We start from the raw sequence: 14,017 nt of genomic DNA, 5'->3' as shown, positions 1-14,017 counted from the left end.
GTTGTTACGCAAATAGAAAACCGGCAGCCAAGGCTGCCGGTTTTGCGGGTAATGAGGGGTAGCGACGGTAAAGGTTACTGCAAGACCGCGTGCTGGAACCCTTGTACCAGGCTGATGACCGGCTGGGGATAGAGCCCCAGCAACACCACCAGCGCTGCAGAGAGCAGCACTACCACTCCACCGGAGGAGAGCGCCCAGTCTGCGCTGGCATCGCGCTGCTGCATACCCGGTTCGCGCAGATAGAGGGTCACCATCACCTTGAGGTAGTAGTAGAGACCCAGTGCGCTGCCGAGCACGATGGCACCGGATAGCCACCAGAGCTGCGCCTCGACGGTGACGCCGATGAGGTAGAACTTGCCGATAAAGCCGAGGGTCATCGGGATGCCCGCCAGAGAGAGCATCATCACCGTCAGCACGGCTGTGAGGTAAGGACGCTTCCAGAACAGACCGCGATAGCTGTGCAGGGAGTCTGCATCCTTGCCACGATAGGGGCTCGACATCATGCTCACCACGCCAAAGGCTCCCAGGCTGGTGAACAGATACATCAGCAGGTAGACCCCGGCTGCTTCCACCGGCATCTGGCCGAATCGGCTCGCCACGATCACCGCCAGCAGGTAACCGAAGTGGGAGATGGAGGAGTAACCCAGCATCCGTTTGACGTTGGTCTGCACCAGGGCCAGCAGGTTGCCGACCAGGATGGAGATGACCGCCATGGCTGCCAGCAGCCAGTGGATCATGGGATCGCTCGCCGCCGGTACCGCCAGATAGAAGCGCAGCAGCACGGCAAAGACCGCCACCTTACTTACGGTGGCGAGGAAGGTGGCGACCGGTGCCGGGGCACCTTCGTAGACATCCGGGGTCCAGAGGTGGAAGGGGGCCAAGGAGAGTTTAAAGGCAAAGCCGACCAGCATTAACCCCAAACCGCCCATCAGCAGCGGATGGTGAGCCGGGCTCTCGGCCAGGGTCTGCCCCAGGGCTGCAAAGCTCAGGCTGCCAGCCTGTGCATAGAGCAGCGCCATGCCAAACAGCAGGAAGGCGGTGGCGGCGGCAGAGAGCACCATGTATTTCACCGCGGCTTCCAGCGAGTGGCGCTCGCGGTAGGCGTAACCCACCAGACCGAACATCGGCAGGGTCAGCATCTCAATCCCGATAAAGAGGGAGGCGAGGTGACGGGAGCAGGCCAGCACCAGACCACCAGCGGTGGCGATCAGCAGCAGCAGGAAGAACTCCTCCCGGTTGTCCGGGTAGGCTTTCAGCCACGATTGACCGAAGGTGCAGGTGGCCAGGGCGCCGATGAGCACCAGTCCCATGTAAAAGACGGCGTAACTGTCCACTTGCAGCAGCGGGGTGACCCCCTGATCCCCTTGCGCCATCACGATGGGCAGCGAGAACAGAGCAAGGTTGAGGCCAACAATGGTCACGGTAAAGGCGGTGGTGACACAGCGGCGCCAGGCGATGGCCAGCATCAGGGCTGCCATGGCCCCGGTGGTCAACAGCAGGGGAAGCAGTGCCAGCAGTTGGGAAGCAGAGAAAGTCATTGCAGGGCTCCAGCAGTCGGCAGCAGATACCAGTGCAGCACGTTGATAAGGCTGCTGCTGGCGGTGTCAATCACGGGTTGGGGATAGAGGCCAAGCAGAACCAGCAGGCCCGCGATCACCATCATCATGGTCAGCTCGCGGCGATCCAGCCCCTTGAGCATGCTCTCATCCTTGGCGGGGCCAAAGCAGGCACGCTGCAACATGATGAGAGAGTAGACCGAGGCCAGTACCAGACCGAAGGTGGCGACCGCCGTGATGACAGGGGCAACCTGGAAGCTGCCGACCAGGATCAGGAACTCGCCGACAAAGTTGCCGGTGCCCGGCATGCCCAGAGAGGCGACCGAGAAGAAGAGCATCACGCCGGGCAGATAGCGCAGGCGTCCCCACAGGCCGCCCATCTGGCGCAGATCCCGGGTGTGCAACCGCTCGTAGAGCTGACCGCAGAGGATAAAGAGGCCGGCAGCCGAGAGACCGTGGGCGATCATCTGCACCACGGCGCCCTGCAGGGCCAGCTCGCTACCCGAGTAGATGGCGATCATCACAAAACCCATGTGGGAGATGCTGGTGTAGGCTACCAGCCGTTTGATGTCGGTCTGGGCAAAGGCCACGATGGCACCGTAGACGATACCGATCAGGCCAAGCACCATGGCGTAGGGAGCAAACTCGGCGGATGCTTCGGGGAAGAGCGGCAAGGCAAAGCGCAGCAGACCGTAGGCGGCGGTTTTGAGCAAAATACCTGCCAAATCCACCGAGCCTGCGGTCGGCGCCTGACTGTGGGCATCCGGCAGCCAGCCGTGCAGCGGTACCAGCGGCATCTTGACCGCGAAGGCGATAAAGAAGCCCAGCATCAGCAGCCACTGAACTCCCTTGCTCATCGGGGTATTGAGCAGCTCCAGATAGTTGAAGGTGAAGACTCCGGTGGCATGCTGGTGGGTCAGCACCAGCCCGATGATGGCCACCAGCATGATAAGGCCGCTCACCTGGGTGTAGATGAAGAACTTGGTCGCGGCGTTGATCCGTGATTTGCCGTCAGTGACCGAATGGCCCCAGAGTGCAATCAGGAAGTACATGGGAACCAGCATCATCTCCCAGAAGAAGAAGAAGAGGAACAGATCCAGCGCCATAAAGACGCCGAGCACGCCACCCAGGATCCAGAGCAGGTTCAGATGGAAGAAGCCGATGCGTTGCACGATCTCTTTCCACGAACAGAGGATGGCCAGTACCCCGATAAAGCAGGTGAGGATCACCATCAAGAGCGACAGGCCATCCACCGCCAGATGCAAAGAGATGCCAAAGCGGGGGATCCACGGCAGGTGCCACTCGGCGGCCCAGGCGGAGGCAGCACCGGTGACGCCCGCGCTGTCGAGACCCGTGGTGGCAAGGGAGAAATCACCACTTAGCCAGATGGCACAGGAGAGCAGCAGGCTGGCGCTCATGGAGAGCAGGGCAACCCAGCGGACAAACTGCCCGCCGAGACGCTCCATCTGCCAGCAGAGCAAGCCGCCGATAAAAGGAATTAGCAAGATCCAGAGTAAGGTCACGGTATCAGCTCTCGTTCAAGTTCATATGAGATTGCGCTCCCTGTTCCATCAGGGAGAGCAAACAGCCCGGCTGTTTCGGTCTTCGTGTTGTTCATCGCGTTACCCCAACAGCAACAGCGCCAGCACCAGCACGGCGCCGATCCCCATGGAGGCGGCATACCAGCGCAACTTGCCGGTGACTGTCCAGGCCAGCAGCTGGTTGCCCCGCAGGGCAAACCAGGCGGGCAGGCCCATCATCCAGTCCAGCGGGTCTCGGGCCAGCAGACGGGTCGCCAGCAGATAGGGTTTGACCCACAGCTGGTCGTAGAGCCAGTCAAAGCCCCAGGCGTTGAACCAGAGGGTGCTGAGCAGCCGGCCTGGCGCGCTGTTGGCAATGGCGGTGGCCAGACGGCGCTCACCAAGGAACAGAAACGCAGCCAGCACAATGCCAGCGATGGCGATGATGCCAGAGGCTACCTCCAGCGCATGGCGACCCTCTTCGATATGGTCCCCCGGGCCTGCGGGTAGTACACCTGCCAGTGGCGGGGTGATCAGCGCGCCTATGCCGGTAGAAAGCACCAGCAGCACCAGCAGCGGCAGATGGTGAGCCAGACCGTGACCCGCATGGGCTTTGGTCTGCTCTTTGCCATGGAAGGCGATAAAGATTAGCCGGAAGGTGTAGAGCGAAGTGAGGAATGCCCCTACCAGACCTGCCCACAGCAGCGCGCTTTGGCCCGATGCTTCTACTTGCCACAGGATGGCGTCCTTACTGTAGAAACCGGAAGTGACCAGCGGCAACGCCGCCAGCGCCGAGCCCCCCACCAGGAAGCAGGCGTAGACCAGCGGCAAACTCTTGCGCAGGCCACCCATCTTGAAGATGTTCTGCTCATGGTGGCAGGCAACGATAACGGCACCGGCGGAGAGGAACAGCAGCGCCTTGAAGAAGGCGTGGGTCATCAGGTGGAAGATGGCCCCTTCCCATGCGCCGACACCCAGTGCCAGAAACATGTAGCCAATCTGGCTCATGGTGGAGTAGGCGAGGATCCGCTTGATATCGGTCTGAACCAGCGCGGCAAAGCCTGCCAGCACTAGCGTGATGGCGCCAACCAGCCCGACCAGATGGAGGATCTCTGGCGCCAGCAGGAACAGGCCGTGGGTACGAGCAATCAGGTAGACACCAGCAGTCACCATGGTGGCAGCGTGGATCAACGCGGAGACCGGGGTCGGGCCAGCCATCGCATCTGCCAGCCAGGTTTGCAGCGGCAGCTGGGCCGATTTGCCGACCGCACCGCCCAGGAGCATCAGGCAGGCCAGCGACAGGGCAGGGGAGCCCTCGGCAAACAGGGTCGGGGCACGAACCAGCAGCTCATGGATATTGAGGGTGCCCAGTTCCCGATAGAGGATAAACAGGCCGATGGCGAGGAAGACATCACCCACCCGGGTCACGACAAATGCCTTGAGGGCCGCTGCGCCGTTGTTGCGATCCTTGTAGTAGAAGCCGATCAGCAGATAGCTGCACAGCCCTACCCCTTCCCAGCCGAGGTAGACAAACAGCAGGTCATCGGCCAGCACCAGAAACAGCATGCTGGCGATAAAGAGGTTGGTGTAGGTAAAGAAGCGGGAGTAGCCCTCTTCACCGCGCATATACCAGGAGGCGAACAGGTGGATGAAGAAACCCACCCCGGTCACCACCCCCAGCATGGTCAGCGACAGGCCATCCAGTGCCAGCGAGAAGCTCGGGGTAAAGTTGCCCACCGCCATCCATTGCCACAGGCGCTGGACATAGACGCCCCCCTCGGGCGGGTTGCCCAGAAAGTCGATGCCCACCCACAGGGTAGTGAGGGCCGACAGGCCAATGGAGCCTACCCCGATCAGCGCCGAGGTACGCTCACCAAACCGGCCGAGGGAGAAGGCCAACACCAGCCATCCCAGCAGCGGAAATAGAAAAGTCAGATATAAGAGGCTCATCCGCGCATCTCGCTCACAGTGTCCACGTTCAGGGTGTGGTAACGACGATAGAGCAGCAGTAACAGGGCAAGGCCGATACTGGCCTCCGCTGCCGCCAGAGAAATCACCAGGATATACATGATCTGGCCATCGGCCTGGGCCCAGCGGCTACCCGCCACCACAAACGCCAGTGCCGAGGCATTCATCATGATCTCGATACTCATCAGGATGTAGAGCAGGTTGCGGCGGATCAGCAGACCGCACAAGCCGATGCAGAAGAGCACCGCGGCCAGCAGGAGGCCGTGCTCCATAGGGATTCCATTCATTGCTGACCTCCTTCTTGTGCAGAGCGGGAAGCAGAGCGCGGGACGGAGAGCACTTCACCGCTCTTCTCTTCCCGACCCAGGTGATAGGCGGTTACCAGACCCGCCAGCAGCAGGATGGAGGCAAGCTCCACCGCCAGCACATAGGGGCCAAAGAGCTCGACACCCACCTGCTTGGCGGTCACCTCGGTCACTCCGATCAGGCCCCCGGTCACCCCGAGAATGCCGTGGGCCAGAAAGCCCAGCAGGATCAGCGAGAGCAGGGCTGGGCCCCCCCAGGTCATGGGGGTGAGCCACTTTTTCTCCTGTGCCTGGGCACTCCCCAGGTTCAGCATCATCACCACGAACACGAACAGCACCATGATGGCGCCGGCGTAGACGATCACCTGCAGGGCGCCCGCAAAGGCGGCACCCAGGCAGAAGAAGATCATGGCCACGGCGATGAGGGAGATGATGAGATTGAGCAGCGCATGCATGGGATTGCTGGTGCTGATCACCCGCAGCGTGCTGTAAATGGCCACCAGGGCCGAGGCATAAAATGCCAGTTCCATGATTGACTCCTCAGGGCAGCAGGCTCTTGACATCGATGGGCTTGGCTTCGTTTTCGGCATCCCCTTTCGGCTTGCCGTCGATGGCCATCCCGCTCATGCGATAGAAGTTGTAGTCCGGGTATTTACCGGGCCCGCTGATCAGCAGATCTTCCTTCTCGTACACCAGATCCTGGCGGCGATACTCACCCATCTCGAAATCCGGTGTCAGCTGGATGGCGGTGGTGGGGCAAGCCTCTTCACACAGGCCGCAGAAGATGCAGCGAGAGAAGTTGATGCGAAAGAACTCCGGATACCAGCGACCATCTTCCCGCTCGGATTTTTGCAGCGAGATGCAGCCGACCGGGCAGGCAACCGCGCAGAGGTTGCAGGCCACGCAGCGCTCGTCCCCGTCGGGGTCGCGGGTCAGCACGATGCGACCGCGGTAGCGGGGGGCCGCATAGACTGCCTGCTCCGGATAGTTGAGGGTTTCACGGGGCCGCCAGGCATGGGAGAAGACCATGGCCAGACTGCGTAACTGGGTGCCGACACCCTGAATAATGCTAACAATTTTCATATTGAGTGCCTCACTGCGTACTTATCAGTACAACTGCCGCGGTGACCAGCATATTGATCAGGGTCAGCGGCAAGCAGACTTTCCAGCCAAACGACATCACCTGGTCAAAGCGCGGGCGAGGCAGGGAGGCCCGCAGCAGGATGAAGAACACCATGAAACAGGCGGTCTTCAGGGCAAACCAGATGAAGGGGGGCAACCAGGGACCATGCCAGCCACCGAAGAAGAGGGTCACGATGAGCGAGGAGATCAGCACGATGCCGATATATTCGCCCACGAAGAAGAGACCCCACTTCATCCCCGCATACTCGATGTGATAGCCGTCGGCGAGCTCCTGCTCGGCTTCTGGCTGATCGAACGGGTGACGGTGGGTGACGGCGACACCGGCAAACAGGAAGGTGACAAAGCCCAGGATCTGGGGCACCACGTTCCACAAGTCTGCCTGTGCCTCGACGATATCCCGCAGGTTGAAACTGCCGGTCTGGATCACAATCCCCATCAGGGAGAGTCCGAGAAACACCTCGTAGGAGAGGGTCTGGGCCGAGGCGCGCAAGCTGCCGAGCAATGAGTATTTGTTGTTGCTCGACCAGCCGGCGAACAGCACCGCATAGACCGCCAGCCCCGCGATGGCCAGGATGTAGAGCAGCCCCACATTGAGATCCGCCACGCCCCAGGTGGGGGTGATGGGCACCACCGCAAACGCCAGAATAAAGGCAGTGAAGGCGATGATGGGGGCCAGGATAAAGATCCGCCGATCAGCGAACGGCGGGATCCAGTCCTCCTTGAAGAACATCTTGATCATGTCGGCGGCCAGCTGGAGCAGACCAAACGGCCCCACCCGGTTGGGGCCGTAGCGATCCTGCCACAGGGCCAGCAGACGACGCTCGATGAAGCTCATGAAGGCGCCAGCCCCCACGATCCCCACCAGCACGATCAGTGCCTTGCCCACCTCCAGCAACAGATCGATCAGCGACTCGCTCATGCGATCACCTCCTGCAGGTTAGTGATTGAGGCTTGTTGCAGGGCCGTCGGCAGGCCGTTCACCCCAAGGGGGAGCCCCACCAGACCGGCGCTCAGCTGCTCGCTAAGCCGCAGACGCAGTTGCCAGTGGCTACCGCCCCAGGAGAAGGAGACCTGACTGCCCCCGTGGAGGGCCAGACGCTGCGCATCAAGGGGATTGAGCACCAGCTCGGGTTCGTTCATCCGGGCCTGAATGACCGGGCTGCGAGCGGAGAGCTCCTCGCCGCCAAACAGCTGGGCATAATTGACCACTTGCAGCGCCTCTGCGGCCTTGAAGGGGGCAGGGATGGTGGTGAACCAGCCGAGCAGCTCCTTGCCTTCTGCCTGCGGGTCTGTTGCTTCCAGCAGACGGCGACCCGGATCGCCAGCACGCAGTTTGCCACCCACTTCATCCTGGAACTTGTTCCAGGCGGAGGGAGAGTTCCAGCCCGGCGCCCAGGCGAACGGTACTTGCGGCAGCGGCTGACGGGCTCCGGCATACCCTTCCATGGAGAAGTTGAAGGGGGAGTCGGGATCTTGCGCTACCCGCGGCTCGCTGACGTTCTGATCCGCCAGCATGGAGGTGCGACCGCTGTAACGATGCGGCTCACGGGCCAGTCGCATGCCACGGATCCGCAAGCCTGCGTTGGGCGCCGCTTCCAGCATGGTAGCCAGCAGCGGATTGCTGGTGGCACAGTCATGGTTGACCTGGTCGAAGTTTTGCCAGCGCAGCGGCTTGCGTTCGATCGCCCCTTGCAGCGCCGTCAGCCAGCGCCACCCTTCACGCACCTGAATATCGGCGTTGTAGAAGGCGGGCGCATAGACCTGGAAGAAGCGCTGGGCGCGCCCTTCCATGTTCACCAGCGTGCCATCGGCCTCGGCAAAACTGGCCGCTGGCAGCACCAGATCAGCCTTGTTGGCGGTCGGGGTCGCCTGATGGTCGATGACCAGCAGGTGCTGCAGCCGTGCCAGTGCAGCATCCACCCGGTTGCGCGGCGCGCGGCGGTAGAGATCGTTCTCCAGGGTGACCAGCGCCAACCCCTCTTCTGACTCGATACGCGCAAGGGCGGCTTCGAGTGGCTTGTCTGTCAAGGTTTGAGCGCCCAGCATGGCCAGACCCAGCGAGTTGGCCTCCTGGCCAACCAGCGCGATGTTGGCTTCCTGTCCACGGCCTTTCAGGGCGCGGGCAATGTTGCTGGCCGCCTCAAGCAGCGCCACATCGCGGGCACTGGAGCCTGCAATGATGAGCGGCTTCTTGGCGTTGCCGAGCAGCTCGGCCCAGCGAGTCGCTTGTGCCTGCTGTTCGGGGCCGAGATCGGTCAAGGCCGGTGCGGCCGGGTCGAGCAGGTTGGCGATGGCAAAGCCAATGCGCGCCTGATCGGCATAGGGGGCGTGCAGCTTGTCGGCCGCCACATCGTCCAGACGGGTGGTGTCGAGACTGGTGATGAGCAGCGGGTAGCGCTCGTTCTGACCCAGGGTCTGAACGGCGGCGACTTGCCACAGATCGACCTTCATCTTGCGGGCCAGCTCGCGGGCCTTGCCCTTGACGGCTTGGCGCAGCGCCAACGCGATACGGGCTGCGCTCATGGTGACATCCTCGCCGAGCAGCAGAATGGCGTCGGCCTCTTCCATGTCCCGCAGGCTCGGGGTTGGCACGCCGCCCTGTTGCAGGATCTGCAGCATCTTCAGCTGACAGGCCCACTCGGTCTGCTCGACGCCAGCGTAGAAGTTGGCTTCACCCACCAGCTCGCGCAGGGCAAAGTTGCTCTCCAGCGAGGCGCGGGGCGAGCCGATGCCGATGAGGCTGCTAGCGCTGCGTAGGGCATCGGCGGCTCGGTTGAGGGCGCCATCGACCGTGATGGTCAGCTGGTCGTTGCCATCTTTGAGCAGCGGTTGGCGCGGGCGGTCGGCCAGATTGACATAGCCATAGCCAAAGCGGCCACGGTCACAAAGGAAGTAGTGGTTGACGCTGCCGTGGAAGCGGTTTTCGATGCGGCGCAGCTCGCCATAACGCTCGCCCGGACTGATGTTGCAGCCCACGGAGCATTGCTGGCAGATGCTGGGGGCAAATTGCATGTCCCACTTGCGGTTGTAACGTTCGGAGTGGGTCTTGTCGGTGAAGACGCCGGTGGGGCAGACCTCCACCAGGTTGCCGGAAAATTCACTCTCCAGGGTGCCATCCTCGACCCGCCCGAAATAGACGTTGTCGTGGGCACCATAGACCCCGAGATCCTCGCCACCGGCATAATCCTTGTAGTAACGGACGCAGCGGTAGCAGGCGATGCAGCGGTTCATCTCGTGACCGATGAAGGGGCCCAGCTCCTGATTCTGGTGGGTGCGTTTGGTGAAGCGGTAGCGACGGCTGTTGTGGCCGGTCATCACCGTCATGTCCTGCAGGTGGCAGGCGCCGCCCTCTTCACACACCGGGCAGTCGTGGGGGTGGTTGGTCATCAGCCACTCCACCACGCTCTTGCGAAATTCTTTAGCCTCTTCATCCTCGATGGCGATGTAGCTGCCATCGGTGGCCGGGGTCATGCAAGACATGACCAGACGACCGCGTTTGTCATCGGCATTCTGATACTGTTTGACCGCACACTGGCGGCAGGCGCCAACGCTACCCAGCGCCGGATGCCAGCAGAAATAGGGGACGTCCAGACCCAGCGACAGACAGGCTTGCAGCAGGTTATCTGCTCCGTCTACCTCGTACTCTTTGCCGTCTACATAAATGGTTGCCATACAACTTCCCTGAAACCTGTTTTGTGAAATCTGTGGTGTCGTTACCAGCGCTCGCCCAGCAGATTGGGCTGGATCCCTTTGACCGGCTTGCGGTTATCACCGCTGCCTTTGATCCCGGCCTCGAATTCGGAGCGGAAATATTTGATGGCGCTGGCGAGCGGCTCGACGGCGCCCGGTGCGTGGGCGCAGAAGGTCTTGCCCGGGCCAAGGAAACCGCAGAGTTGTTCCAGAGTCGCCAGATCGCCGGATTGCCCTTCGCCACGTTCCAGTGCCCGCAGCAGCTTGACGCTCCAGGGCAGGCCATCGCGACAGGGCGTGCACCAGCCACACGACTCGCGGGCGAAGAACTCCTCCATGTTGCGCAGCAGGGAGACCATGCTGATGGAGTCATCCACCGCCATGGCGAGGCCAGTCCCCATCCGGGTGCCGACCTTGCCGATACCAGCGGTATACATCTGCGCATCGAGGTGCTCCGGCAGCAGGAAGCCGGTTCCCGCGCCGCCCGGTTGCCAGGCTTTCAGGCGATAGCCGCTCTTCATGCCGCCGGCGTAATTTTCAAACAGCTCGCGGGCGGTGATGCCAAACGGCAGCTCCCAGACCCCGGGGTTGTTCACCTTGCCGGAGAAGCCCATCAGCTTGGTGCCGTGATCTTCCGAGCCCGGCAGCGCCAGTCCGTGATACCAGGCGACCCCGTTGCCGATAATGGCGGGGACGTTGCAGAGAGTCTCGACGTTGTTGACGCAGGTGGGTTTGCCCCAGACGCCGGAGACGGCGGGGAAGGGGGGTTTGGCGCGCGGGTTGGCACGGCGCCCTTCCAGCGAGTTGATAAGGGCCGTCTCTTCGCCACAGATGTAGCGACCGGCGCCGGTGTGGACGAACAGCTCGAAGTCAAAACCGGATCCCAGAATGTTCTTGCCCAGCAGGCCCGCAGCTTTTGCCTCTTCCACCGCCCGGCGCAGGTGGATGGCAGCATCCACATATTCGCCGCGCAGGAAGATATAGCCGCGATAGGCCTTGAGCGCCCGGGCACTGATGATCATCCCCTCGAGCAGCAGATGGGGCAGTTGCTCCATCAGCAGGCGATCTTTCCAGGTGTTGGGCTCCATCTCGTCGGCGTTGCAGAGCAGGTAACGGATGTTCATGCTCTCGTCTTTGGGCATCAGCCCCCACTTCACACCCGTGGGGAAGCCCGCGCCGCCACGCCCCTTGAGACCGGCATCCTTGACGGTACTGACAATCTCGTCCGGGCTCATCTGGCCGAGCGCCTTGCGGGCGGCTTCATAGCCCTGTTTGGCCTGATACTCCTCCAGCCACACCGGCTGGCCGTCGTCCCGCAGCCGCCAGGTGAGCGGGTGGGTCTCGGGGGCTCGCGGGGTGCGATTGGCGGAGCCAAGAGAGGCGAGGATCTTGTTCTGCGGCAGGCTCATGGGTAAGCCTCCAGCGTTTTCAGTAAGGTCACCGGATCGAGGCCGCCATAGGTGTCGTCATCGATCATGATCGCTGGCCCCTTGTCGCAGTTGCCAAGGCAGCAGACCGGCAGCAGGGTGAAGCGGCCATCCGGGGTGGTTTGACCGGGGCCGAGGTTCATCACCTCCTTGAGACCGGCCATCAGATCTTCATGGCCATTGATGTAGCAGACCATGCTGTCGCAGACGCGGATGATGTGACGGCCTACCGGCTGGCGGAAGATCTGGCTATAGAAGGTGGCAACCCCCTCCACGTCGCTGGCGGGAATGCCGAGCTCGGCCGCGATGGCGTGAATGGCACCGTCGGGTACCCAGCCTCTGGCCTGCTGCACGATCTTGAGCGCTTCGATGCTGGCGGCGCGGGGATCTTCGTAGTGGTGTTTCTCGTGTTCGATGGCATCGCGTTCAGCCTGGCTCAGAACGAAGTCGTCCTGTTTGCTGCTGCATGCCCCTTGCCCCTGTGGGGTCTGATTATTGTGACACTGACATTGCTGGCTCATGACTTGACCTTTGGTGGCTTGTCCTTTTACTGCTCGTCCGGCGATCCCAATTCCCGGCCATGGCCGGGAGGGCGGATCACTTAACGGTCCACATCCGACATAACAAAATCGATACTGCCCAGATAGACGATGAGGTCCGACACCATGCTGCCCTTGATCACCGAGGGGATCTGTTGCAGGTGAGCAAAGCTCGGGGTGCGGATCCGGGTCCGGTAGCTCATGGTGGAGCCGTCACTGGTCAGGTAGTAACTGTTGACCCCCTTGGTCGCCTCGATCATCTGGAACGACTCGGCTGCGGGCATCACCGGGCCCCAAGACACTTGCAGGAAGTGGTTGATCAGGGTCTCAATGTGCTGCAGGGTGCGCTCTTTGGGCGGCGGGGTGGTGAGGGGGTGATCCGCCTTGAAGGGGCCCTCCGGCATGTTCTTCATGCACTGCTCGATGATCGACATGCTCTGGCGGATCTCCTCGATCCGCACGGTGGCTCTGTCGTAGGCATCGCCATTGCTGCCGACCGGCACTTCAAAGTCGAACTGATCGTAACCGGAGTAGGGGCGCCACTTGCGCACGTCGAAGTTGAGGCCGGTGGCGCGCAATCCGGCCCCCGTGGTGCCCCAGGACAACGCCTGCTCGGTGGTGTAGGCAGAGACGCCTATGGTTCGACCGCGCAGAATGCTGTTGCGCATCGCTGCTTTTTCGTAATCCATCAGCCGCTTGGGCAGCCAGCTCAACAGGTTGTCCTGCACCAGCCGTTGCCATCCCTTCGGCAGGTCGTGGGCGACACCGCCGATACGGAACCAGGCCGGGTGCATGCGGGCACCGGTGATCGCTTCGATGATGGTGTAGATCTTCTGCCTGTCGGTGAAGGTGAAGAAGACCGGGGTCATGGCCCCCACGTCCTGGATATAGGTCCCGAGGAACAATAGGTGGCTCTGGATGCGGAACAACTCCGCCATCATCACCCGGATCATGTCGACCCGCTGCGGTACCTTGATGCCAGCCAGCTTCTCGACCGCCAGCACATAGGGGAGGTTGTTCATCACCCCGCCCAGATACTCGACCCGGTCGGTATAGGGGATGTAGCTATGCCAGGACTGGCGCTCGCCCATCTTCTCGGCACCACGATGGTGGTAGCCGATGTCGGGCACGCAGTTGCGGATCTCCTCGCCATCGAGCTGCAACACCAACCGGAAGGCACCGTGGGCAGAGGGGTGATTGGGGCCGAGGTTCAAGAACATGTAGTCCTCATTCTCGTTGCCGCGGGCCAGGCCCCACTCTTCCGGTTTGAACAGCAGGTTCTCCTGCTCCATGTCCTGTTTGGCGGCATCGAGCATGAAGGGATCAAATTCGGTAGCGCGCGCCGGGTAATCCTTGCGCAGCGGGTGACCCTGCCAGCTCTTGGGCATCATGATGCGGGTCAGATGGGGGTGACCATCGAAGGTGATGCCCATCAGATCCCACACTTCCCGCTCGTACCAGTTGGCATTGGGGAAGTGGTTGGTGATGGTGGGCAGATGCAGGTCACTCTCGGCCAGCGCCACTTTCAACATCACATCGGCGTTACGGTCGATGGAGATGAGGTGATAGAAGACGGTGAAATCGCTCTGGGGCAGACCGTCGCGATGGCTGCGCAGCCGCTCATCGGTGGCGCTGAGATCAAACAGCATCACAAACGGGGAGGGCACCTTGCGCAAAAAGCCCATCACATCCTGAAGCAGTTCGCGGGGAAGCCAGACCACCGGCACGCCGGTGCGCGTGGTCTGCACGGTGAAGTGCTCGGCCCCGAAGTGGGCAAACAGTTCGCCAATGACTTTGGCATCCTTGTGGTCGCTGGGCTGCCACTGGGCCATGGCGTAATTGCTGGGAAAATCACGAGTCAGTTTCATG

General features: G+C 61.8%; 11 protein-coding genes. All 11 read right to left on the bottom strand.

From position 1 onward, the window contains the following. Nucleotides 1-74: 74 nt before the first annotated feature. Nucleotides 75-1,538: an NADH-quinone oxidoreductase subunit NuoN gene (gene nuoN, locus OKC43_RS01365; protein WP_040067262.1), complete on the bottom strand. Its 1,464-nt coding sequence runs from the start codon at nt 1,536-1,538 to the stop codon at nt 75-77. After that, complete coding sequence (nuoM, locus tag OKC43_RS01360; RefSeq protein WP_270803735.1) at nt 1,535-3,079, bottom strand: NADH-quinone oxidoreductase subunit M; 1,545 nt, start codon at nt 3,077-3,079, stop codon at nt 1,535-1,537. The genes nuoN and nuoM overlap by 4 nt, the downstream gene beginning before the upstream one ends. Nucleotides 3,080-3,178: 99 nt before the next feature. Further along, entirely contained in the window at nt 3,179-5,026 is a 1,848-nt protein-coding gene (nuoL, locus tag OKC43_RS01355) for an NADH-quinone oxidoreductase subunit L (RefSeq protein WP_270803734.1), read from the bottom strand. Beyond that, on the bottom strand, nt 5,023-5,331 hold the full coding sequence (nuoK, locus tag OKC43_RS01350; RefSeq protein WP_005337247.1) for an NADH-quinone oxidoreductase subunit NuoK: 309 nt from the start codon (nt 5,329-5,331) through the stop codon (nt 5,023-5,025). The genes nuoL and nuoK overlap by 4 nt, the downstream gene beginning before the upstream one ends. Further along, nucleotides 5,328-5,879 carry an NADH-quinone oxidoreductase subunit J gene (gene nuoJ, locus OKC43_RS01345; protein WP_005337246.1) on the bottom strand — a complete coding sequence of 184 codons (552 nt, stop codon included), beginning with the start codon at nt 5,877-5,879 and terminating at the stop codon, nt 5,328-5,330. Before nuoJ ends, nuoK begins: the two co-directional genes overlap by 4 nt. A gap of 10 nt (nt 5,880-5,889) precedes the next feature. Beyond that, nucleotides 5,890-6,432: an NADH-quinone oxidoreductase subunit NuoI gene (gene nuoI, locus OKC43_RS01340; RefSeq protein ID WP_005337245.1), complete on the bottom strand. Its 543-nt coding sequence runs from the start codon at nt 6,430-6,432 to the stop codon at nt 5,890-5,892. Nucleotides 6,433-6,442: 10 nt separating this feature from the next. Beyond that, complete coding sequence (nuoH, locus tag OKC43_RS01335; RefSeq protein ID WP_005337244.1) at nt 6,443-7,411, bottom strand: NADH-quinone oxidoreductase subunit NuoH; 969 nt, start codon at nt 7,409-7,411, stop codon at nt 6,443-6,445. Beyond that, nucleotides 7,408-10,164, bottom strand: a complete 2,757-nt coding sequence (gene nuoG, locus OKC43_RS01330; RefSeq protein WP_270803733.1) for an NADH-quinone oxidoreductase subunit NuoG — start codon at nt 10,162-10,164, stop codon at nt 7,408-7,410. The genes nuoH and nuoG overlap by 4 nt, the downstream gene beginning before the upstream one ends. A 41-nt stretch (nt 10,165-10,205) precedes the next feature. Beyond that, entirely contained in the window at nt 10,206-11,591 is a 1,386-nt protein-coding gene (gene nuoF, locus OKC43_RS01325; RefSeq protein WP_270803732.1) for an NADH-quinone oxidoreductase subunit NuoF, read from the bottom strand. Further along, complete coding sequence (gene nuoE / locus OKC43_RS01320; protein ID WP_042658436.1) at nt 11,588-12,130, bottom strand: NADH-quinone oxidoreductase subunit NuoE; 543 nt, start codon at nt 12,128-12,130, stop codon at nt 11,588-11,590. Before nuoE ends, nuoF begins: the two co-directional genes overlap by 4 nt. 80 nt (nt 12,131-12,210) lie before the next feature. After that, complete coding sequence (gene nuoC / locus OKC43_RS01315) at nt 12,211-14,016, bottom strand: NADH-quinone oxidoreductase subunit C/D (RefSeq protein ID WP_040067274.1); 1,806 nt, start codon at nt 14,014-14,016, stop codon at nt 12,211-12,213. Nucleotide 14,017 lies beyond the last annotated feature (1 nt).

The sequence above is a fragment of the Aeromonas sp. Y289-2 genome (genome assembly GCF_027705925.1).
Classification (GTDB): Bacteria; Pseudomonadota; Gammaproteobacteria; order Enterobacterales; family Aeromonadaceae; genus Aeromonas; species Aeromonas veronii.
Note: the sequence above shows the minus strand (reverse complement) of the source record. Positions and strands in the feature narration are given on the sequence as shown.